This is a genomic window from Bordetella tumulicola, from assembly GCF_965138755.1.
In the GTDB taxonomy this organism is placed as follows: domain Bacteria; phylum Pseudomonadota; class Gammaproteobacteria; order Burkholderiales; family Burkholderiaceae_B; genus Bordetella_A; species Bordetella_A tumulicola.
The window spans coordinates 775,177-795,141 of record NZ_CBCSFP010000001.1 but is presented as its reverse complement, the minus strand read 5'-3'; the positions used below and the strand labels follow the sequence as shown (position 1 = coordinate 795,141).

Genomic DNA, 19,965 nt, shown 5'->3' with positions numbered 1-19,965 from the left:
GCTAGAGACATCAGTTCCCTTGATTCGAAGGATTACGCAAACACGACAATACCGCGATACGCTTGCGCTCAATGAGGTCAAAGTCGATCTTGGCGCCCAGGCCCGGTTCGGTGGGTGCATGAGCGTAGCCTTCCGCGTCGGGCTCAATGTCGTCAATCAGGCTATATTTCTGCGCACCGCCCGGAAGCAAGACTTCGAAGAATTCCGTGTTTTTTAACGCCATGGCGACATGCAATTGCGCGACGTTGTTCAACGAATTTCCACCGCGGTGGATTTCGTAGTTTATCCATTGCTTCCAGAAACCTTGGCATCCATGCCGGGGAGGAAAGGAGTGCAGCCGTCGGGCTGCAGGATTGGTCTGATATGAGTTGATATCTGGATAAATATCCAGCCATCTGGTTCGGTTTGGATAGTATCTTGGGCATGCAAACCAAACGTGCCTACCGATTCCGGTTCTATCCCACGCCCGAGCAAGCGATGACTCTGGCTCGCACGTTTGGTTGTGTGCGCGTGGTCTATAACCACATGCTTAATCTTCGTTCGACGGCTTGGGCCGAGCGACAAGAGCGTCTGGGGTATCACGTGACCTCGGCTGCGCTGACGGCGCTGAAAAAGACGCCGGACCACATTTGGTTGAACGAGGTTAGCAGTGTTCCGCTGCAACAAACGCTGCGCCATCTGCAAACGGCGTTTGTTAATTTCTTCGCGAAACGCACGGGATACGCGCGCTTCAAACGCAAAGACGGTTCGCAATCCGCCGAATACACGGCCAGTGCTTTCCGTTGGGATGGCCGGTCGCTCAAATTGGCGAAGATGCGCGAGGCGCTCCCGATTCGTTGGTCCCGTCAGATTCCCAAGGTTGCTAAGGTCACCACCGTCACCGTCAGCAAAGACCCCGCAGGACGATACTTTGTCAGTCTGCTGTGCGATGACGTCGTGGCACAGAAACCTCCGACGTCGAACTGTATCGGGATTGACCTGGGGCTGTCTCATTTTGCGACCCTCTCAACAGGAGAAAAAATCAATGCGCCGCAGGTCTTTCGACAACATGAAGCCAAGTTGGCCAAGCTACAACGCCGTTTGGCCAGGAAACAACGCGGCTCGGCTCGCCGTGCCAAGGCGAGACTAAAAGTCGCCAAACTGCATGCCAAGATCGCAGACACCCGCAGGGATTTCCTGCACCAGCTCTCCACCCGGTTGATCCACGAGAACCAAGTGATCGCCGTAGAAAGCTTGTCTGTATCAGCCATGCAGAAAAACCGCTGTCTTGCTAAATCCATCGGTGATGCCGGATGGGCGGAGTTCGTGAGACAGCTTGAATACAAAGCGCGTTGGGTTGGACGAGACGTCGTGCGGGTGGATCGCTGGTACCCCTCCACCAAGCGTTGCAGCCATTGCGGGCATGTCTTGACCAAGTTGTCGTTGAACGTACGGCGTTGGTCGTGCCCGGGATGCGGAACAGACCACGACCGTGACCTCAACGCAGCGAATAACGTATTAGCCGCCGGGCTGGCGGTGTTAGCCCATGGAGAAACGGTAAGACCTGAGTGCATGAGTGTTGATGCGCAACGGCTCGGTTCGGTGAAGTGGGAATCCCTTCCCTTTAGGGAAGGGGCAGTCAACGGTTTGGATAGACAACAAACCCAGTTTGCTCGAACCGGAAAATTTGCTGGTATGCGCCGCGTAACTCGTCGGTGCGATGTCGTCCCAAGAGAAAATCGTGATATTGATATTGTCGATCTTCGTGTCGATCTTCGTGTCGATATCTCCTGCGGCTATCCCTCACATATTCTCCACAGCCTGATCTTGCGCGATATCCTTCATGACGCCGGTTAATACCTTTACATGCTGATCCCATGCGTCCTGCATTCGGACGATCGGTCCGACGATGGATAGGGCATACCATTTTCCGGCCAGGCAAAAGGGCGCAGCCACGGCGGCGAGATCCGGAACACTTTCCGAGATATTCGCTGACCAGCCTCGTTGACGAGATAGCGTTAAATCTGCCCGCAACGCTGATGGGCTGCTCAGGGTTTTATCGGTCAGCGCTGTCAGTTTGAGACGACCCAGCACATCCTGCAATTCCTTCTCTTCCAAGGCCGACAACAAGGCTTTGCCTAGGGAGTTCGAGTGCAAGCCTCGAGTCTCGCCGGCTTGCGCGGTATAGCGGATGGGGTGGGACGAGGGCTCGACGTCCAGATAAAGCACCCGCAAATCTTCACGTGTTCCCAGAACCGCGGTTTCACGGCTTTTGTCCCGTAGTCGCACCAAGTAAGGGCGCAAGATGTCCAGTACGGGATCTTGCATGTCAATGGACGTACAGATGCCCATCAATTTCTTTGTCGGGTAATAGGTGCGTTTGCGTGTTTGGTAGAGGTAGCCGCGGCCTACCAGCGTGCGCACCAGCGCCAGCGTGCTGGACATCGGTGCCTGTAATCCCTGCGAGAGCTCGGTGAGAGACAGCGGTTCCCCCTTGTCTGCATAGCATTCAAATAAATCAAGTGTACGGGCGACAAGTTTTACTTCCGACATAAATCCATCCTATCGATAGGACAAGGCGCCCGTCGGGCAAGAGCCTGTCTGGGTCAGCGGCCAAGAAGGGTCAACGCGAGGTACTGCATTGCCTGGGTATCAAAATTTTATCCAGCTTAACAAAAATTCATGTGTAGGAATAATTATTCTTTCATAAGAATTTAAGGTGATATAGTTTTCTCGACATGCCCACCGGCATTCCAAAAAGCCGCGCGGTTTGAGCGGCAATACAGAACACACGGAGACGATATGAACATCTGGTCAAAAAAGCTGGCAGCGGCCGTTTGCCTGAGCGCGGTTCCTTTTTCAGCCGTCATGGCGCAAGGGGGCTATCCCAATCAAGCGATACGGTTGCTGGTGGGTTATTCGCCCGGGGGGTCGGTGGACATTGTGGCGCGTGAGTATGCGCAACACCTGGGCCAGCTACTCAAGCAGTCCGTGGTGGTTGAAAACCGCGGTGGCGCCAGCGGAACGATTGCGGCGCAGGCCGTCGCGAGCGCGCCCGCCGATGGCTATACCCTGTTTTTCACCGCCAGCCCGACCGTCACGATTACCCCCGCGCTGCAAAAGACAAACTTTGATCCGATCAAGGATTTTCAGCCCGTGGCGACGGTGGTGAGCTACACCAACGTATTGCTGGTGAACGCCGCATCCCCTTATAAGGACATTCAATCCCTGGTGACGGCGGCCAAGGCGAATCCCGGCAAGTTGACTTACGGGTCTGCCGGCGTGGGCGCGTCGAACCATCTGTCCGGCGAACTCTTCGAGCAAAACGCGGGCATTGAGCTGACGCACGTTCCGTACAAGGGCAACGCACCCGCGCAAAGTGACCTGATCGCGGACCGGATCACCATGTTGTTTGACCTGAATACCACGGCGAAAAACCTGGTGGAAAGCGGTCGTGTTCGGGCATTGGCCGTTACCTCGGGTGAACGCAATGCCATGTTCAAAGACGTCCCGACCATGGTTCAAGCCGGTTATCCCAAGTTCATTTTTGACGGATGGCTGGGCATCCTGGCACCTGCCGGCACATCGGCAGAAGTGGTTAAGGCCCTGTCGGACGCGAACGCAAAAATACTTGCCAACAACGCTTTTCGCGAGCGGATGCAAGCCTCGGGCTACACCATCGTCGACAGTTCTCCCAAGCAAGTGGGGGAACGTATTGCAAGCGAGGGAGAGCAGTTTCGCGACCTCGCCGAGCGTGCCAATCTTCGCCAGGATTAAGGGAGCAATTTGATGTCGAAATACCTTGTTGGCCACTTGGTGGCAGACTTTCTCGCCCATAACGGTGTAGACACCGTCTTCGGCATTATCTCCGTCCATAACATCCCGATGATGGACGGTATCACGCTGAACAACACCATCCGTATGGTGATGACGCGCGGAGAGACGGGCGCCGCGCACATGGCTGACGGCCTGGCGCGTGCGAGCGGCAAGGTCGGCGTCGTGATCAGTAGTACCGGGCCGGGCGCATCCAATGCGGTGCCTGGCTTGGTAGAGGCCAGGTTTGCGGGTACGCCGCTGCTACACCTCACCGGCCAGAGCGCCATGGCTCATATCGGTGCCGATACGGGCGCCGTGCATGACGTGCCAGACCAGCTAGGCATGCTGAGCAGCGTCAGCAAGAAAGCCTTTCGCGTGCGCGCAGCAAACGAGGCGCTCGATGTCTTGAAGCAGGCCTGGACCGAGGCGGTGACGGCACCGAGAGGCCCCGTCAGTGTCGAGATTCCCATCGATATTCAGCGTGCCGAGATCGGCCGGCCCGCCGATGCACAGGCCTATGTCGTTCCCGCGCCAGCATCGCGAGAGCCGTCAGCGCAAGAGATCCAGCAGCTGACGCAACTCCTGAAAGCCGCCAAGCGTCCCATGATCTGGGCAGGTGGCGGCGCCCGGGATGCGAGTCGGGAGCTAGCTGCATTGCTGGAGTTGGGCTTTGGCATGGTCACGAGCTGGAATGGGCACGGTGTCGTCACCGACGACCATCCCTCGAATCTCGGCGGGCTCAACGGCCCGGGCAGCCCGGCGGTTCAAGCGCTTTATGAGCAGGCCGATCTCCTGCTCGTCGTGGGTTCCCGGTTGCGTGGGCACGAGACCCTTGATCACAAACTGAAGCTGCCAGACAACCTGGTGAGAATCGATGTGGATCCGGCTGCCCAGGATCGCGGTTATCCCGGCAAGCTTCTCGTATGTGCCGATGCCGCCGTCGCGCTGCGGCAGCTGCTGACCCGCTTGCGCGACGAGACATTGTCGATTGATCCGGCATTTACGCAGGCCGTGCGCGATGCGAAGCAACAAGCGATCGCTGATTTTCGACAGACGCTGGGCCCTTATCAAGACTTTGCGTCTGAACTGCGTGCCGTGATGCCCGCCGATACCATCTTCGCGCGCGACGTTACGCTCAGCAATAGCACGTGGGGCCATCGCCTTTTCCCGCTGCATGACCAGCATCACAACATCTATCCCGTAGGGGCGGGCATCGGCCAGGGGCTTCAGCTCGGTATCGGGGCAGCGATCGGCAGCAAGAATCAAAAAGTGGTGCTGCTTAGTGGTGACGGGGGTTTCTTCTTCAATATGACGGAGATATGGACGGCTGTGCAGGAAGCTGCCAACATCGTGATGATCGTCATGAATGACGGTGGCTATGGCGTCATCAAGCACATGCAGGATGCGATGTGCGAAGGACGCTATGCGCATAGCAATCTGTTGGCGCCCGATCTGTTAAAGCTGGCCGAACTCGCCAATATGCCGGCTTGGCGCGTGAGCAGGGTAGAGGACTTTGGCGCCACCGTACAGCAGGCGCTCGCGACGCGCGGCCCCTCTCTCGTAGAGGTCGACATGCACGCCATCGGACCGTTCCCGCCGTACTACCCCTATTCCGCGATGATCAATGCCGCCAAAGCACGGGCGGGTGATGAGGCGAAACCATAACGTGGCAGGCGATCATGCAGAAAGCTTCTAGTTTGACTGACCGCGACTCGGTCGGCGGGGCATTGGACGGCATCCGTGTCATCGATCTTTCCAGGGTGCTAAGCGGCCCCTATTGCACTCAGATATTGGCCGACCACGGTGCAGATGTGATCAAGATCGAGCCGCCCGCCGGCGATGAAACTCGCACCTGGGGTCCCCCTTTCATGGGCGACGTCGCGGCGTATTACCAGGGGATCAATCGCAACAAGCGCGGCGCCTGGCTTGATTTATCGTCCGAAACCGGGCGCGATCATTTGCTGGCTCAACTGGAGAATGCCGACGTCCTTGTCGAGAACTTCAAGAGTGGCACGATGGAGCGTTGGGGGCTGGGTTTCGACGTGCTGAGCGAACGGTTTCCGCAATTGATTCATTGCCGCGTATCCGGCTTTGGCGCCGATGGTCCGCTGGGTGGCATGCCCGGTTACGACGCCGCAATCCAGGCCATGTCCGGCATCATGAGCGTCAATGGCGATGCCGCTGGCGAACCCACGCGCGTGGGCGTGCCGATCGTGGATATGGTGACGGGTATGAATGCCGCGATCGGTGTGTTGTTGGCCCTGCAAGAGCGACGTCGCAGCGGCCGCGGGCAGTTCGTGGACATCGCGCTGTTCGATTGCGCTCTGTCAATCTTGCATCCGCATACGGCGAGCTACTTTGCCTCTGGCGCCAAGCCTGAACGAACGGGCAATGCCCATCCCAACATTGCCCCGTACGATACCTTTCCAACCGCGACCGACCCGATTTTTCTCGCTGTTGGCAATGACCGTCAGTTCGGGATTCTGTGCGAGGCGCTTGGCGTTCCAGAGATCGCAAAGGACCCGCGATATGCATCGAATCGTGATCGGTGCGCCAACAGGCAGGCGCTTAGCCAGGCATTGATCGCGCTGCTGCGTGAGCACGACGCCCAGGCGCTTTCTGAACAGTTGCTTCAGGCGGGGGTGCCGTGCTCGAGCGTGTTGAGCATCCCTCAAGCCTTGCAGCATCCTCATACCGCGCATCGTCAAATGGTCCTGGAGCACGATGGCTACATGGGTATCGCCTCGCCGGTAAAACTCAGCCGAACCCCCGCGCGTTATCGCATGCCGCCGCCGTGTTTTGGTCAACACCAGCTCGAGTTTGATTTTCCGGCTCCCGTGGTTGTGTGAGGCTAGGGCAGCGTCGCATCAATATTTTTCAACCATCCACCCCAGCAGGATACGTGTCATGGATTTCAGACTCAGTGACGAGCACGAACAAATAAAATCGGCGATTGAACGCCTGTGCGAACCGTTCGATGATGAGTATTGGTTCAACAAGGACAAGAACGGCGGCTATCCCTTTGATTTTCATCAGGCGCTGGCGCAGTCAGGGTGGCTGGGCATTGCCATGCCGCAGGAGTACGGCGGCGCGGGGCTGGGGATCAGCGAGGCGGCACTGATGATGCACACGATATCGGCTACCGGTGCTGGCCTGTCTGGTGCATCGGCCGTACATATGAATATTTTTGGCCTGCACCCGGTTGTGGTGTTTGGTACGAAAGATCAGAAACAACGGTGGCTACCGCCCCTGATCGCAGGTACAGACAAAGCCTGCTTCGGCGTCACCGAGCCCAATACGGGCTTGAACACGCTCAAACTGAAAACCCGTGCCGTTCGCCAGGGAGATCATTACGTGGTCACGGGTCAGAAGGTGTGGATCTCGACCGCCCAAGTCGCTAATAAAATTCTATTGCTGGCGCGTACGACCCCGATTGAGGACTGTAAAGGGAGTGAAGGGCTGAGCCTGTTCTATACGGACCTTGATCGTTCCGCTATTGAAGTGCACGAAATCGAAAAGCTTGGCCGCAAGTGTGTGGACTCGAACCAACTGTTCATTGATGACTTGCGCATCCCTGTCGAAGACCGCATCGGCGACGAAGGCAAGGGGTTCAGCTACATTCTTCATGGATTGAATCCCGAGCGTATCCTCATTGCCGCGGAGGCCGTCGGCCTGGGCCAGGTCGCGCTGCGCAAAGCCAGCCGCTACGCCAAGGAACGCGAAGTGTTCGATCGGCCGATCGGCAAGAATCAGGGCATACAGCATCCCCTGGCGCGTTCGTGGATGGAGCTGGAGGCCGCTCACCTGATGGTGCAAAAAGCCGCGTGGCTGTACGACCAGAAACAACCCTGTGGCGCAGAAGCCAATAGCGCGAAGTTCCTGGCGGCCGAAGCCTGCTACACGGCTTGCGAGAACGCCATCTTTACGCATGGCGGCATGGGCTACGCCAAGGAATATCACGTCGAACGCTATTTGCGCGAGGCATGGATACCGCGCCTCGCACCCGTGAGTCCGCAGATGATTCTTAGCTTCATCGCCGAGAAAACATTGGGTCTGCCCAAGTCCTACTAAATCGTAAAACATTGGCTCTGCGGGCCTGCCGCGGAATCGTTGCGGAATTCGCAAAGGGCGCAGGCGGACGTACACTCTATGTCGATCATAAAAATGAGGCGACAAATGCGTTTGGATAACGTTCAAAATTTGCTGGATTTCGAAGAACTCGCCCGCAAGGCACTGCCTCGGGCGATATTCAGCTATATCCAGAATGGTGCCGAGGACGAGGTGTCCCTGCGGCGCAATCGAAATGCGTTTGAGCGTTACGGCTTTATTCCGCGGATGCTGCAAGATGTCTCTGGCCGGCATCAGCGGATTACGCTGTTTGGTCACGAATATGCCAGTCCATTCGGCATTTCACCGGTGGGGCTGGGTGCCATGTACACCTATCACGGAGACGTCGCGCTTGCCCAGGCGGCGCATCAACGCAATGTGCCGTATGTCCTGAGCGGTGCGTCGCTGACCCGCCTCGAAACCGTCGCGGCGGCCGCGCCCAACGCGTGGTTTCAGGCCTATGTACCGGGTGAAAAAGACGAAATCCAACGCCTGCTGGATCGCGCCGCCGCGGCGGGATACAAGAATCTGGTATTGACGGTGGATCTGCCGGTCTCGGTGAGCCCCGACCGGTATGTGCGCAATGGTTTTTCATCGCCCCTGCGACCTAGCCTGAATCTGGCCTTGCAGGGGATCTCGCGACCCGGATGGTTGTTTGGTAGCTTTGCGCGCATGTTGTTGAACGATGGCATGCCGCATCTCGAGAATTGGAGAGCCGAGCGGGGTCATCCGGTTCTCTCTAAAAACCTGAACAGGGACATCAAGAGCCGTGACAGCCTGAACTGGTCGCACATCGAGGCTGCGCGCACCTTCTGGCAGGGCAACCTGATCATCAAAGGCGTACTTTCCGTTGAGGATGCGAAGGTCTGCCGTTCTATCGGCGTGGACGGCATCGTGGTCTCCAATCACGGTGGCCGCCAAGTGGACGGGGCCGTATCGCCGCTGCACGTGTTGGCTGACATCGTAGCGGCCGTGCCCGAGACGGTGGTGATGATGGACAGTGGAATACGGCGGGGGTCCGATGTCTTAAAAGCACTCGCCTTAGGAGCGCGTTGCGTCTTTGCCGGACGCCCCTTCAATTACGCCGTCGCGGCCGCCGGGCAGGCAGGGGTGCTTCGGGCACTGACGCTGCTACACGAGGAAGTCCATCGGAATATGGCCCTGCTGGGGGTCACCCACCCCTACGAGGTCACCATGGCGTCGTTGCGTGACCTGGGGGCAGGGTAGCGCCTGGGCCGATAGCGGGCTGATGGGTGGTCTATCGGCCGTCAACGCGATGGGCGAGAGCGCGAGGCCAGGAGGCTTTCCGCGCCCGCCAGATCCGCCACGGTATCGATATCGGTGATGATGCCCCTGTCGTGCAGCGCCAGGTCCAGGACCTCATTTGATGTGCGGTAATGGCGCACCACCGATGCGGCACCCATCTCGCCGGACAGTTGCATCAGTGCATCGCGACACGCCGCGCTGAACCCGACTGGATGCCCCCGGTGCTGTTGCCAATGGGGCACCACCACGGTGTATGTGGCCAGCGCTTGCGCCACGCAACGTAACGAGTGCGGTGTGACCAGTGGCAGGTCGCCAGGCAGGATAAGCCAGCCTGGCGCATCGACCGTGGCGTTGATGCCTGCGGCGATAGAGTCGCCCATACCGGCTCCCGATGCATGGTGGACAACGTGCCACGGCAATCCCGACGCCGTCACCGCGCGTATCACGTGCTGTAGCACGGGCAGCCCCGCTAACGCTGCGTCAAGCTTGTGCACCTGTCCCCCTGACGCGCGAAAACGGGTTCCCTGGCCGGCTGCAAGTACAATGACGACGGGATCAGGTAGCGTTTTTGGCATTTGGCAATACGATCGATTAATGGGATGTGCTTAGTCTATCCTGGCTAGCGGCAAACCGTAGACAGTAGGCAAGCGGGACGTTCGGGAACGAGCACAGCCCGCCACGTATAAGGAAATCATCGCATGGAAAGCGTCGACGTACGCGTATTGCGCAGCGCACGCGATTGGCACGCCGACGGGCAGCGAGTCATGCTCGTCACGGTCGTCAAAACCTGGGGTTCATCCCCGCGCCCAGTCGGTTCCATGATGGCATTACGCGAAGACGGCCGCTGCATCGGTTCGGTGTCAGGGGGCTGTATCGAAGACGACTTGGTGCAACGCTATACCCAGGCCTATGGAGGCGAGGGCATACCGCGGTCGACACCCTCGCTCGTGCGTTACGGCGTCACGGCGGACGAGGCGCATCAGTTTGGGTTGCCGTGTGGCGGTACGCTGGAATTGCTGTTGGAGTTTCAGCCCGATGTTGAGGCACTGGATGCGCTGGTTCAGCAACTGGAGTCCGGCCACCTCGTCCAGCGGTCGGTGAACTGCGCCACCGGCGCCGTCACTCTGACGCCCACCACCGCTCCCGAGGCGCTGCACTTTGATGGTGCGATGTTGTCCAGTACGCTGGGGCCGCAATATCGGATGTTGCTGATCGGCGCGGGCGTAATGGCCGAATACCTCGCTACCATGGCGTTGTTTAACGATTTTGCGGTCACTGTCTGTGATCCGCGCGTCGAACACACCGGGAGTTGGTCCGTGCTTGGTGTCGCGCTAGTCTCCGACATGCCCGACGACGCCGTCCTTGCGATGAAACCCGATTCGCGGACGTGCGTGGTGGCCTTGAGCCACGACCCCAAGCTCGACGACCTGGCGCTGCTCGAGGCACTGCATAGCCCAGCATTCTATGTGGGGGCAATCGGTTCGCGCCGTAATACCAACGAACGCAAAAAGCGCTTTATCGAGTATTTCGACGAGACCCCCGAATCATTGCAGCGCCTGCACGCACCGATCGGCATCTATATTGGCAGCAAGACGCCCGCGGAAATCGCTGTCAGCATCATGGCCCAGGTGCTTGCCATCAAAAATGGGGTGGCGCTTCCTGATACGCTATCCGTGGAGAGCGCCAAGACGCGTCAGGAAACATCGGCTTCCTGACGTGTTTTTTCAGTCGGCACACGGTGTCCGGGCTAACCTGCCGCCTCGAACACGGCGCAGGCCTTGAGCAACTCCGCGTCCTGGCGAAAGCCGCCTACCCGTTGCAGACCGATCGGCAGGCCATCCGAGCCGGTGCCGCAGGGCAGGGTAGTTTGCTGCATGGTGACTGTTCGCTAGTATTTATTTGAACGGATCAGACCTTCCCGTCGCTACCCTCCAGTTTATCCTGCGTACGCAAGTCGAAATCCGAGGCGTCGTGTCGCTCGTGCAGTTGGCTGGATAGATCTCCGCGGGCACGGTTGACGATCCGGCCTCGTTGCACGGCGGGGCGGGCCGCGATGGCGCTTGCCCAACGCAGGACGTTCGTATACTCCTGCACGGACAGAAATTCGGCGGCGTCATAGATCTCTCCTTTGACGAGGCCGCCGTACCACGGCCAGACTGCCATATCCGCGATGGTGTACTGGTCGCCCGTTAGAAACTCGTTGTCTGCCAGACGCTTGTCGAGCACGTCCAGTTGTCGTTTGGCCTCCATGGCGAAGCGATCAATCGCGTACTCGATCTTGACGGACGCATAGCTATAAAAATGCCCAAACCCTCCACCCAGATAGGGCGCGCTGCCCATTTGCCAAAACAGCCACGACAGGCACTCGGCGCGTTCGGCGGGTTCGGTCGGCAGAAAGGCATCGAACTTCTCCGCCAGGTACATCAGGATGGCGCCCGACTCAAAGACGCGAATGGGCGTAGGCGTACTGCGGTCGACCAGCGCTGGAATCTTCGAGTTCGGATTCGCCGCGACAAAGCCGCTGCCGAATTGATCGCCTTCGCCGATTCGGATCAACCAAGCGTCGTACTCGGCGCCTTGGTGGCCCAATGCCAGCAGTTCCTCCAGCATGATCGTCACTTTCTGGCCATTAGGCGTGGCCAGTGAATAAAGCTGCAGGGGATGTCGGCCCACCGGCAGTTCTTTTTCATGCGTGGCGCCAGAAACGGGCCGATTAATGTTCGCGAATCGACCACCGTTTTGCTTTTCCCACTTCCATACCTTGGGCGGGACATAATCGGACGAATTGTTCATCATTTGCTCCGGGAACCTCGGCATTCATGCCGGGAGGAAAGGGCGCAGCCGGCCAGAATCAGACTGGCCCGGCTATGGCCTGAAATTACTTCTTGGTCGCACGCACCTTGTCTTCGATGCGCTTGCCGATGTCAGGGTCCACGTTCTTCCAGTAGTCGAACGCACGCTCGAGCACCGGGCTGCGTACACCGCCCAGCAGACCGCCGGCAACGGTGTCGACCAACTGATTGCGTTGGTCGTCGGTGAACACCTCGCGCACCAGGATGCCGGCTTGGCCAAAGTCGTCGTCTTCCGCGTGCAACTGGTAGGCGCTGCGCACCATGTCGCCATCGGTGTCCCAGCCATCCTCCACCTTGCCGGTCTCATCGGACCATGTGCGCCCACCGGAATTCGGCACATAAACCGGTTGATTTCCGCTGTGCTCATAGGCCATTTGGCCGTCAAACATATAGGTGTTGACGGGGACCTTGGGTTTGTTGACCGGCAGTTGATGGAAATTCGTGCCGATACGGTTGCGTTGCGCATCGGCATAGGCGAAGGCGCGTCCCAACAGCATCTTGTCCGGCGACAGGCCGATACCTGGCACCGTGTTACCCGGCGAGAAAGCCGCTTGTTCAATCTGCGCAAAGAAATTTTCGGGGTTGCGATTGAGCGTCATCGTGCCCACTTCGATCAGCGGGTAATCCTTGTGCGACCAGGTCTTGGTCAAGTCAAAAGGATTGAAACGATAGGTCTTGGCATCGTCATACGGCATGATCTGAACGGACATGACCCAGACCGGGTGGTCGCCGTTTGCGATGGCGTTGAACAGGTCTCGGCGATGGTAGTCGGCATCCAGGCCGGACATTTCGCTGGCCTCTGCGTTCGTGAAAAATTCCATGCCTTGTTTGGTATGGAAGTGATATTTCACCCAGAATCGTTCGCCTTGAGCATTGATCCACATATACGTATGTGAACCGTAGCCGTTCATATGACGCCAAGTGCGGGGCAGGCCGCGAACGCCCATGAGATAGGTCACTTGGTGGGCGGATTCGGGATTATTGGTCCAGAAATCCCACTGCATGTTGGCATCACGCAGGCCCGAGTCCGGCAGGCGTTTCTGGCTGCGGATGAAGTGCGGGAACTTCATCGGGTCGCGCACAAAGAAAACGGGCGTGTTGTTGCCGACCAGATCGTAATTGCCTTCGTCTGTATAGAATTTCAACGAAAAGCCGCGTACATCGCGCCAAGTATCCGGGCTGCCGGATTCGCCCGCCACCGTCGAAAAACGGGCGAGGATTTCGGTCTTACAGCCTTTTTGGAACAACGCGGCCTTGGTGTAGGCCGAGACATCCGCAGTGGTTTCGAACTCCCCAAACGCACCGCCGCCCTTTGCGTGCGGCTGACGTTCGGGCACTTTCTCGCGGTTAAAGTGCGCCATTTGCTCGAGGAAGTGCACGTCATGGAGCAGGATGGGGCCGTTTGTACCGACGGTCAGCGAATTACGGTCGCTGACAGCAGGTGCGCCTGCGCCCGTGGTCGAGGGGGGATTGCCCGGTTTTTTAGAATCACTCATGGTGTGTTCCTTTCAGCAAATACGATCTGTGTTGCATGCGCCGGTACGCAACGGGCACGCGCTTTACGCTTACGTCGATAACTATACAGGCCAGCCAGCAGCAGGATAATGACATCCACCCCGATGGCCATTGCCGACACGAGTCAGGAGCACGAAATCCATGCCACTCCCGGATTCTCGTCGTACCGGGTACTTCCGTCCAGCATCACCATGACGACGACGAGGTTGTTGGTTTTTGCCTACCTATTGCCTGCGTCCCGGGAGTCGGGTGTCACCGAGCAGGCTGTCTCAGGTGTCGCGGATCTCATTGGCCAGTTGGCGCGTGCGACTTGCACGCCATTGCGTGACATCCATTGCCCTAGTTCGGCGCTCGCAAGGACTGCAAACTCCGCTGCGCGCTGAGCTCCCAGCTTGTCTGCGGCGCCGGGTAGCGCGGGGTGGCACATCAGCAGGTCGCCATCTCGGGCGTTGTTTAGCCAATGATGCAGTAATTGCGCATAGCGACGCGGCCCCCCGTGGAAATCGTAGACGCCTAACATACGACGATTGGTACGCCAGCCGTCAGAGCGAGCCGCGCGCTCGACGGACCCCGCACCCAGCGTGCCGATCAGTCGCGCTTTAGCGGATTCCCTTAAGGGGACACCGCTTTGCGTTCCCGGTGCCGTGTGACGCAGCCAGGGGCGATCGCTGCCGTAGCGTAGTTCCAGCACCCGTAGCAGGCGTGGCAGCACGCCAGGTAACTGGTGTACATGCTGGTGGCCGTCGACATAGTCGGGTGCTCGGCCGAGCACTCCCTCAAAGGCGTCTAGCTGGCGTGCCAATTGCTCATCAATCCAACCGCTATCTAGTTGGCTGATATAGGCTCGCGTAATCAGCGTTGGTAAAGGCATCACGGCGGGTTGATCTTGCAGGCCGAACGATTCAGTGAGATTCAAATGCAGGCCGACGTCAACATCAAGGTCACGCAAACGCCGCGCATGGGTCGTAAAGGTTGGTCCAAGTGATAGGCAACTGATCGCGCTGAGCCGGCCTAATGCGGCTAATTCAAGCATGCCTGCATCGATATTCAAATTCATGCCAAAATCGTCGCCACACACGACGATGTATTTCCAGCATCGATCTGCGTTTCTTCTGTTGCCTGTGTCGGCATTGCCCCAATTTATATGGCTGCCCTGATCAAACAACTTGCTTGGTTCGTCGCCGTCGGCTGTGCCGCGGCCGTGACGCACTGGCTGGTCGCGGTGACAAGCGTTCAATGGTTGCATATCCCACCTCTCGCTGCCAATGCGATAGGCTGGTTGATTGCTTTTGTCGTGTCGTTCACGGGTCATTATCGACTTACCTTTCGTCGCTTGGCAGCACACTGGGTGACTGCCGCACGGCGTTTCTTTCTCATTTCTGCGTGCGGATTTCTGATTAACGAGGCCGCGTACGCCTGGTTGCTGCACGTCACGCGTTTACGCTACGACGTGCTGCTTGCATTGATCCTGCTAGGACTGGCGGTACTCACTTTCCTGGGGAGTCGGCTTTGGGCATTTCGCCACACATCCGGTCGCTGAACGCTGCATCTATGTCCACGCGCCAAACCTGGTAACGTCGATCCGAAAGACGGGCGTCCAGGCCTTGCAAAATGAGAGTGCGCTTGCCGTCATCGGCATCCCCCCACACCCAGAACCGGCTGCCTGCAGGCGCCGCGCACAGACGGGCCAAGAGGTCCTTTCGCTGAATCAGGACACGGGCGGCAGTCTGGGGATCGAAGCGCCCCGCGTCATAGAGCTCTTTGCGCCAATTGTCGCGCAACGGAATATCGGGGTTGTTCCAGTCGTCGACCACCCAAGCAGGCCGCGTGGCTCCCGTGTAAATACCTAGATCAAAAGGGTAGGCATGCAGCGTCACCAACGTATCATCGGGCTGCATTTGCGCAGCAAGTTGGCGAGCGACGGGCTTGGCGCTGTGACGCGGGTTGGCCACGAATACACAAACTAGAATGACACAAAGGATGGCTGACCCGGCGATGCAGCGATAGGTCAGTCGCCGCGCATGGCCGGTTGCGCTTTGCCGCACCGCGCGCTCGACCACTATGGCCAACAACACGGCCAGCGGAGGCAGCGCCGGCAGCATGTAGCCGATGAGCTTCGAGCTGGGGATGGAAAAAAAACCCAAAATGACCACCACCCAGATCGCCATGAGACTGCGCAGCCCCGCAGGGTCTGCAGACTGCCAGAACGCTCTACGTAATGCGCCGCCTCCCCATAGCGACCAGGGCAATGTCAGGCCAACGGTGACCGGAAGGTAGAACCAGAAGGGCTGTGCATTGTTGAAGCCAGACTGGGCGAATCGTTCGAAGTGTTGATAGACGAAGAAATAATGAAAGAAATCGGGAAATTGCTGCTGCATGAGCCAAAACCATGGCACGGCCACCAGCCCGAACAGCACCAGCGCAGGAAGCCAAAGCAATACCCTCAAGCCGTACCAACGTCGAGTCAATACCAGCCACAAGAAAAGTGTGGCGCCAGGCAAGACCAGCCCGATCAGGCCCTTGGCCAACACGGCCAGGCCCGCGAAGGCCGCGGCACTCAGGGACATCAGACGGTACGGTTGATCGGATTGCGCACGCAGGACGGCGTCTGCACCCGCCAGTACGCTCAGGGTGATCATCGCCGCAACCAGCATATCCGTGTTCGCGAACTGTGCGCCACCATAAAAGAAGGGCGTGGTGGCCAGCATGACAACGGCAACGGTTGCGGTTGCCGCATCGCGATAGCGGCGCACGAAAATGTACAGGCCGGATAACGCTCCCCATGCGGCTAACCATGAGGGCACGCGTGCCGCCCATTCGTTCAGGCCAAATAGTTTGAAACTCAGTTCGGCCATCCAGTAGTACAGCGGCGGCTTGTGAAAATAAGGCATGCCATCGAGCAACGGCACCGCATGCGAGCCGCTGCGTAGCATTTCCCACGCGACGCCTGCATAGCGACCCTCATCAGGCAGCGTGAGAGCACGTGCCCAGGCCAGGAAAGCCAACCAAGTACCGATCGCCAATAGCAACCAGCCGGCGGGGGGCACCCACAGGGGGGCCCCGGTATCGCGGCGCGCGTTCAAGAGCGTACCTGAGCAGAACGGGCACGGCGGGCTCGCCCGCGTTGTTGGCGGACCACGTACAGCGGCCGACCTTTGACCTCGTCGAAAATGCGGGCGATGTACTCGCCGACCACACCTAGCGAGATCAAATTTACGCCCGCGAAGAACAGTAGGGCGGTCATGATGGTCGTCCAGCCCGAGACGTGATTGCCATTGGTGAGGTAGTCAAATACCAGAAAACCGCCATAGGCAAATGAGAGCAGCGCAAAAATGCTGCCAAGTAGGCTGACCATGCGCAGCGGCCAAGTGGTAAAGGCGGTCAACCCTGCCAGGGCTAGGCGTACTAACCGCCAGACGCCATAGTGGCTCATTCCGTTCGCACGCGCGTCGGGGGTATAGGGTAGAGGTTCTGCACGAAATCCCACCCAGGCATACAACCCTTTCATGAAGCGAGTACGCTCCGGCAGCGCCACTAACGTGTCGACGACACGCCGATCCATCAGGCGAAAGTCTCCCGCATGAGCCGGTACCTGTACGTTTCGATTGCTGCTGAGCAAACGGTAGAACCAGCGTGCGCCGGTGCGTTTGAACCAGGATTCGTCGTCGCGGTGCGCGCGTACGGCATAGACCATGTCGGCGCCCGAGCGCCAGCGCTCGAGCATGGCGCCGATGAGTGAGGGAGAGTGTTGCAAGTCCGCGTCGAGGCAAATAATGACGTCGCCGTCGGCGCTCTTAAAGCCCGCAGACAACGCGGCTTCTTTACCGAAATTACGCGACAGTTGCAGGTAACGCATACCGTCGTGCGTGGACCATTCCCGCATCAGGTCCTGAGTGCCGTCGGTGCTGCCATCATCAACGACGATGATTTCCCATTGCGACGACAGAGATTTCAACTGTTCACGCAAAGCGGGCAGCAACAGGTGCAGGTTGTCGCATTCGTTTAGGCACGGGACTACACAACTGATTTGCACGTCGTCGAATCTGGCCGCGCGGGTGAGTGTGGCGGTTAGCGATACTTCGGGCGCAAGGGGCGGCAGCGCGTGGGCCTGCGTTTCCAAACGAAATTCGATGGGCATAACAATGGGGACTTAGTGTTCAAGAGCGCCCAGTATGTGCAGGTGTACGTCGAATTTTCGTCAAATGCGAAGAAAGCATCTCGAAAAACAAGTTAAGCGGGCGCGTTCAGGCAAAACGCAGTGTGAAACACGTACCCTGGTTCGGGCCGCCCGACTGCGACCTGACATCAAGCTTCCAGCCTTGCATGTCACAGACGCGCTTGGCGATGGCCAGACCCAGGCCGTGTTGAAAATCGCCTCGCGCCGCAGGACGGGCACCCTCGTCCACCAGACGTCCGCTGTAATGCCGTTGAAATAAAAAGGGTAACTCTTGGGCCTTGATTCCTTTCCCGTTGTCACGCAACTCAAGGGTACCGTCGACAGTCAATAATGCCGTTAACGTCGCGGGGGCGGCATGGTCTATCGCGTTGCGTACCAAGTTGCGCAGCACCGTCAGCAGTGCATATCTGTCCAGCATCCGCACGGTTTGTGCAGGAATATGGTTCTGGAATATCAGGCCACAGGCCTCCGCGATCGCTTCCAGACCACGCCACGCGTCATCCATGCAGGTGTTCAGATCGACAGGTTCGGCCGGGCGGGGTTGGTCTCGCGCCATAGCGTGCGCGCTTTCCAGCGAGGCGACGATGTGATCGACGTTGGCGATGACGCGTGTCAGACGCTCTCGTGGGTCGGCGGGCAATGCCGCATCCAGAAGCATGATTTCGCTGTCAGACCGAATAGCGGCCAACGGCGTGCGAGCTTCGTGGCTGATATTGGCGGCAAATTCGCGCTCGCGAGCGATGGAGTGATCCACCTGATTCTGCACGCGATTAAACGCCTCGATCAGTCGACCCGCTTCGTCGTCGCGCGTGATGGCAATATCCGGCGAACCCGGCGCCCAGTTCGATAGCCGGCTGGTGAGATCCAAGAGCGGGCCGACGGCAATGGCCGCAATACGGCGCGACAAGGCATACGCGGCGATGACGCAAAGTACGCCCATGCCCAACACGATTAAACCGAACTCGTGTACACGGGCTTCATGCTCTGTGGCGTCATACCGCAGGTAAAGCCGTCCGCGTGGCGTGTCGGCGACCATGACATGCCAGGTTTCGTTGTCGGGCTCTAGTAGATGCAATCCCGGAGCAAGCTCCTTGAGCACAGTGGGCATGTCGCTGGTCGTGACATCGGGGCGCAGCCAGACACGCATCGTGCCACTGAGTTCCAGCGTGTCGTTCGGAACGGCAAAATCAGGGTCAGTTTGCAGGTGATGCACGAGGCGATCTCCCTCGGACGTGAGGATCTGATCGACTAACCCGTCTTCCATTTGATCGAACGCCAGATAGGCCAGCAACGCCAGCGCGCCGACGAAGATGGCGACTGCGCCGGTCAATGCCCATATCACTCGTTGCGTGAGCGTACCGTTTTTCATGATTCGGCGACGGGCAGTACCAGCCGCCAGCCTATCCCGTGTACGGTTTCGATACCGTCAAAGCCGGCGTCCGACAAGGCACGTCTGAGCAGATGCACTTGACTGCGCAGGGCGTCGCTGGAGGGCGGCTCATCGTTCCACAGCACGGACTCGAGTGCCTCTCTCGATACGACTTGGCCCGCGTTTCGCAGCAACGTCTCCAGAATCAGCGCGGATTTTCGCGTGAGATGCAGTGACTGGTTCGCGACCGATACGTCACGAGTGCGCGCATCGAACTGCAAGGAGCCACAGGTCTGGATGGCATCGACGACGGTGCCCGTTGCCCGGTGAATGAGCGCCAACAAGCGCGCTTGTACTTCAGCAAGGGCAAATGGCTTGGTCAGGTAGTCGTCAGCGCCATGTCCAAAGCCAGCTAGTTTGTCTTCCAACGTATCCCGGGCCGTCAACAGCAATACCGGAATGGCTTTGCGCCATTCGGTTCGTAGGGTATGCAAAACTTGGTGGCCGTCTTTGCCAGGCAAGCCCACATCCAGCACGATGGCATCAAAAGACTGGTTCTGCAGCATGCGCAGCGCCGTCGATCCATCGTAAGCCACATCAGGGATAAACCCCCCCATCTCTAAGAATTGATAAAGATTACCCGCAATAGTGAGATCATCTTCAACGATTAATACCTGGTAACGGACATTGGCCGAAACGGTTTTCATAGGCGGGCAGGGCGATGGCACGGTTGTTGACGCTGAATTGGGCCTGTTCTTAAAGGGTGGCTCTTGGGGTTGCCGTCCAATATAGACGGACGCGTCAGTGCTAGCCAGCATACCGAAAGCCGCGATGATCCGGCGAAACCCAGGCATCCAACGCCAAGTACGCCAAGTACGCCAAGA

General features: G+C 58.5%; 19 protein-coding genes. 8 read left to right on the top strand and 11 right to left on the bottom strand.

The genetic code is table 11. The features are described 5' to 3' along the window. Positions 1–10: 10 nt before the first annotated feature. Positions 11–274: an enolase C-terminal domain-like protein gene (locus ACNAZS_RS03715; RefSeq protein ID WP_415787057.1), complete on the bottom strand. Its 264-nt coding sequence runs from the start codon at positions 272–274 to the stop codon at positions 11–13. Between the two features lie 149 nt (positions 275–423). Between ACNAZS_RS03715 and ACNAZS_RS03710 the strand changes: the two genes are divergently transcribed. After that, the gene (locus ACNAZS_RS03710; protein ID WP_415786263.1) at positions 424–1,836 is read left to right on the top strand and encodes an RNA-guided endonuclease TnpB family protein; all 1,413 of its coding nucleotides are present in this window, start codon (positions 424–426) and stop codon (positions 1,834–1,836) included. Here ACNAZS_RS03710 and ACNAZS_RS03705 read toward each other — a convergent pair. Then, positions 1,783–2,532, bottom strand: coding sequence for an IclR family transcriptional regulator (locus ACNAZS_RS03705; RefSeq protein WP_415786261.1), 750 nt, complete (start codon positions 2,530–2,532; stop codon positions 1,783–1,785). The two genes, ACNAZS_RS03710 and ACNAZS_RS03705, sit on opposite strands and share 54 nt — an antisense overlap. A 249-nt stretch (positions 2,533–2,781) precedes the next feature. Here ACNAZS_RS03705 and ACNAZS_RS03700 point away from each other — a divergent pair, with 249 nt between their 5' ends. The 5 genes from ACNAZS_RS03700 to ACNAZS_RS03680 all read left to right on the top strand — a co-directional run bounded on the left by ACNAZS_RS03700 (position 2,782) and on the right by ACNAZS_RS03680 (position 9,129). After that, positions 2,782–3,756 carry a Bug family tripartite tricarboxylate transporter substrate binding protein gene (locus ACNAZS_RS03700; protein WP_415786259.1) on the top strand — a complete coding sequence of 325 codons (975 nt, stop codon included), beginning with the start codon at positions 2,782–2,784 and terminating at the stop codon, positions 3,754–3,756. A gap of 12 nt (positions 3,757–3,768) precedes the next feature. Beyond that, positions 3,769–5,460: a thiamine pyrophosphate-binding protein gene (locus tag ACNAZS_RS03695; RefSeq protein WP_415786257.1), complete on the top strand. Its 1,692-nt coding sequence runs from the start codon at positions 3,769–3,771 to the stop codon at positions 5,458–5,460. A gap of 14 nt (positions 5,461–5,474) precedes the next feature. Then, a complete protein-coding gene (locus tag ACNAZS_RS03690; RefSeq protein WP_415786255.1) occupies positions 5,475–6,644 on the top strand; it encodes a CaiB/BaiF CoA transferase family protein in 1,170 nt (389 codons plus the stop codon). A 58-nt stretch (positions 6,645–6,702) separates the two neighbouring features. Then, positions 6,703–7,866: an acyl-CoA dehydrogenase family protein gene (locus tag ACNAZS_RS03685; RefSeq protein ID WP_415786253.1), complete on the top strand. Its 1,164-nt coding sequence runs from the start codon at positions 6,703–6,705 to the stop codon at positions 7,864–7,866. 105 nt (positions 7,867–7,971) lie between these two features. Continuing rightward, positions 7,972–9,129 (top strand): alpha-hydroxy acid oxidase, encoded by a 1,158-nt coding sequence (locus ACNAZS_RS03680; protein ID WP_415786251.1) that lies wholly within the window; start codon positions 7,972–7,974, stop codon positions 9,127–9,129. Between the two features lie 41 nt (positions 9,130–9,170). On the opposite strand, the gene ACNAZS_RS03675 is transcribed toward ACNAZS_RS03680, so the two are convergent. After that, a complete protein-coding gene (locus ACNAZS_RS03675; RefSeq protein WP_415786249.1) occupies positions 9,171–9,743 on the bottom strand; it encodes a nucleotidyltransferase family protein in 573 nt (190 codons plus the stop codon). Positions 9,744–9,866: 123 nt separating this feature from the next. Between ACNAZS_RS03675 and ACNAZS_RS03670 the strand changes: the two genes are divergently transcribed. Beyond that, the gene (locus ACNAZS_RS03670; protein WP_415786247.1) at positions 9,867–10,883 is read left to right on the top strand and encodes an XdhC family protein; all 1,017 of its coding nucleotides are present in this window, start codon (positions 9,867–9,869) and stop codon (positions 10,881–10,883) included. A gap of 32 nt (positions 10,884–10,915) precedes the next feature. On the opposite strand, the gene ACNAZS_RS03665 is transcribed toward ACNAZS_RS03670, so the two are convergent. The 4 genes from ACNAZS_RS03665 to ACNAZS_RS03650 form a co-directional block, all read right to left on the bottom strand. After that, positions 10,916–11,044: a hypothetical protein gene (locus ACNAZS_RS03665; protein ID WP_415786245.1), complete on the bottom strand. Its 129-nt coding sequence runs from the start codon at positions 11,042–11,044 to the stop codon at positions 10,916–10,918. 32 nt (positions 11,045–11,076) lie between these two features. Next, on the bottom strand, positions 11,077–11,961 hold the full coding sequence (gene yghU, locus ACNAZS_RS03660) for a glutathione-dependent disulfide-bond oxidoreductase (RefSeq protein WP_415787055.1): 885 nt from the start codon (positions 11,959–11,961) through the stop codon (positions 11,077–11,079). Between the two features lie 85 nt (positions 11,962–12,046). Next, positions 12,047–13,516: a catalase gene (locus ACNAZS_RS03655; RefSeq protein ID WP_415786243.1), complete on the bottom strand. Its 1,470-nt coding sequence runs from the start codon at positions 13,514–13,516 to the stop codon at positions 12,047–12,049. 239 nt (positions 13,517–13,755) lie between these two features. Next, entirely contained in the window at positions 13,756–14,592 is an 837-nt protein-coding gene (locus ACNAZS_RS03650) for a ChbG/HpnK family deacetylase (RefSeq protein ID WP_415786241.1), read from the bottom strand. Positions 14,593–14,679: 87 nt separating this feature from the next. Here ACNAZS_RS03650 and ACNAZS_RS03645 point away from each other — a divergent pair, with 87 nt between their 5' ends. Continuing rightward, positions 14,680–15,075, top strand: coding sequence for a GtrA family protein (locus tag ACNAZS_RS03645; protein ID WP_415786239.1), 396 nt, complete (start codon positions 14,680–14,682; stop codon positions 15,073–15,075). Here the strand turns inward: ACNAZS_RS03645 and ACNAZS_RS03640 are convergent. The 4 genes from ACNAZS_RS03640 to ACNAZS_RS03625 all read right to left on the bottom strand — a co-directional run bounded on the left by ACNAZS_RS03640 (position 15,023) and on the right by ACNAZS_RS03625 (position 19,788). After that, positions 15,023–16,618, bottom strand: coding sequence for an ArnT family glycosyltransferase (locus ACNAZS_RS03640; protein ID WP_415786237.1), 1,596 nt, complete (start codon positions 16,616–16,618; stop codon positions 15,023–15,025). The genes ACNAZS_RS03645 and ACNAZS_RS03640 overlap by 53 nt on opposite strands. Beyond that, positions 16,615–17,673, bottom strand: a complete 1,059-nt coding sequence (locus tag ACNAZS_RS03635; protein WP_415786234.1) for a glycosyltransferase family 2 protein — start codon at positions 17,671–17,673, stop codon at positions 16,615–16,617. The genes ACNAZS_RS03640 and ACNAZS_RS03635 overlap by 4 nt, the downstream gene beginning before the upstream one ends. A gap of 106 nt (positions 17,674–17,779) precedes the next feature. Then, positions 17,780–19,081, bottom strand: a complete 1,302-nt coding sequence (locus tag ACNAZS_RS03630) for a sensor histidine kinase (protein ID WP_415786232.1) — start codon at positions 19,079–19,081, stop codon at positions 17,780–17,782. Further along, complete coding sequence (locus tag ACNAZS_RS03625; RefSeq protein WP_415786230.1) at positions 19,078–19,788, bottom strand: response regulator transcription factor; 711 nt, start codon at positions 19,786–19,788, stop codon at positions 19,078–19,080. Before ACNAZS_RS03625 ends, ACNAZS_RS03630 begins: the two co-directional genes overlap by 4 nt. Positions 19,789–19,965 lie beyond the last annotated feature (177 nt).

Bases quoted from the DNA above. Each gene is read 5' to 3' on its own strand.
- ACNAZS_RS03695 (WP_415786257.1), top strand. From the start codon at position 3,769: ATGTCGAAATACCTTGTTGGCCACTTGGTGGCAGACTTTCTCGCCCAT.
- ACNAZS_RS03700 (WP_415786259.1), top strand. From the start codon at position 2,782: ATGAACATCTGGTCAAAAAAGCTGGCAGCGGCCGTTTGCCTGAGCGCG.
- ACNAZS_RS03685 (WP_415786253.1), top strand. From the start codon at position 6,703: ATGGATTTCAGACTCAGTGACGAGCACGAACAAATAAAATCGGCGATT.
- ACNAZS_RS03705 (WP_415786261.1), bottom strand. From the start codon at position 2,532: ATGTCGGAAGTAAAACTTGTCGCCCGTACACTTGATTTATTTGAATGC.
- ACNAZS_RS03635 (WP_415786234.1), bottom strand. From the start codon at position 17,673: ATGCCCATCGAATTTCGTTTGGAAACGCAGGCCCACGCGCTGCCGCCC.
- ACNAZS_RS03625 (WP_415786230.1), bottom strand. From the start codon at position 19,788: ATGAAAACCGTTTCGGCCAATGTCCGTTACCAGGTATTAATCGTTGAA.
- ACNAZS_RS03690 (WP_415786255.1), top strand. From the start codon at position 5,475: ATGCAGAAAGCTTCTAGTTTGACTGACCGCGACTCGGTCGGCGGGGCA.
- ACNAZS_RS03670 (WP_415786247.1), top strand. From the start codon at position 9,867: ATGGAAAGCGTCGACGTACGCGTATTGCGCAGCGCACGCGATTGGCAC.
- ACNAZS_RS03630 (WP_415786232.1), bottom strand. From the start codon at position 19,081: ATGAAAAACGGTACGCTCACGCAACGAGTGATATGGGCATTGACCGGC.
- ACNAZS_RS03710 (WP_415786263.1), top strand. From the start codon at position 424: ATGCAAACCAAACGTGCCTACCGATTCCGGTTCTATCCCACGCCCGAG.
- ACNAZS_RS03665 (WP_415786245.1), bottom strand. From the start codon at position 11,044: ATGCAGCAAACTACCCTGCCCTGCGGCACCGGCTCGGATGGCCTGCCG.
- ACNAZS_RS03655 (WP_415786243.1), bottom strand. From the start codon at position 13,516: ATGAGTGATTCTAAAAAACCGGGCAATCCCCCCTCGACCACGGGCGCA.
- yghU (WP_415787055.1), bottom strand. From the start codon at position 11,961: ATGAACAATTCGTCCGATTATGTCCCGCCCAAGGTATGGAAGTGGGAA.
- ACNAZS_RS03650 (WP_415786241.1), bottom strand. From the start codon at position 14,592: ATGAATTTGAATATCGATGCAGGCATGCTTGAATTAGCCGCATTAGGC.
- ACNAZS_RS03680 (WP_415786251.1), top strand. From the start codon at position 7,972: ATGCGTTTGGATAACGTTCAAAATTTGCTGGATTTCGAAGAACTCGCC.
- ACNAZS_RS03675 (WP_415786249.1), bottom strand. From the start codon at position 9,743: ATGCCAAAAACGCTACCTGATCCCGTCGTCATTGTACTTGCAGCCGGC.
- ACNAZS_RS03645 (WP_415786239.1), top strand. From the start codon at position 14,680: ATGGCTGCCCTGATCAAACAACTTGCTTGGTTCGTCGCCGTCGGCTGT.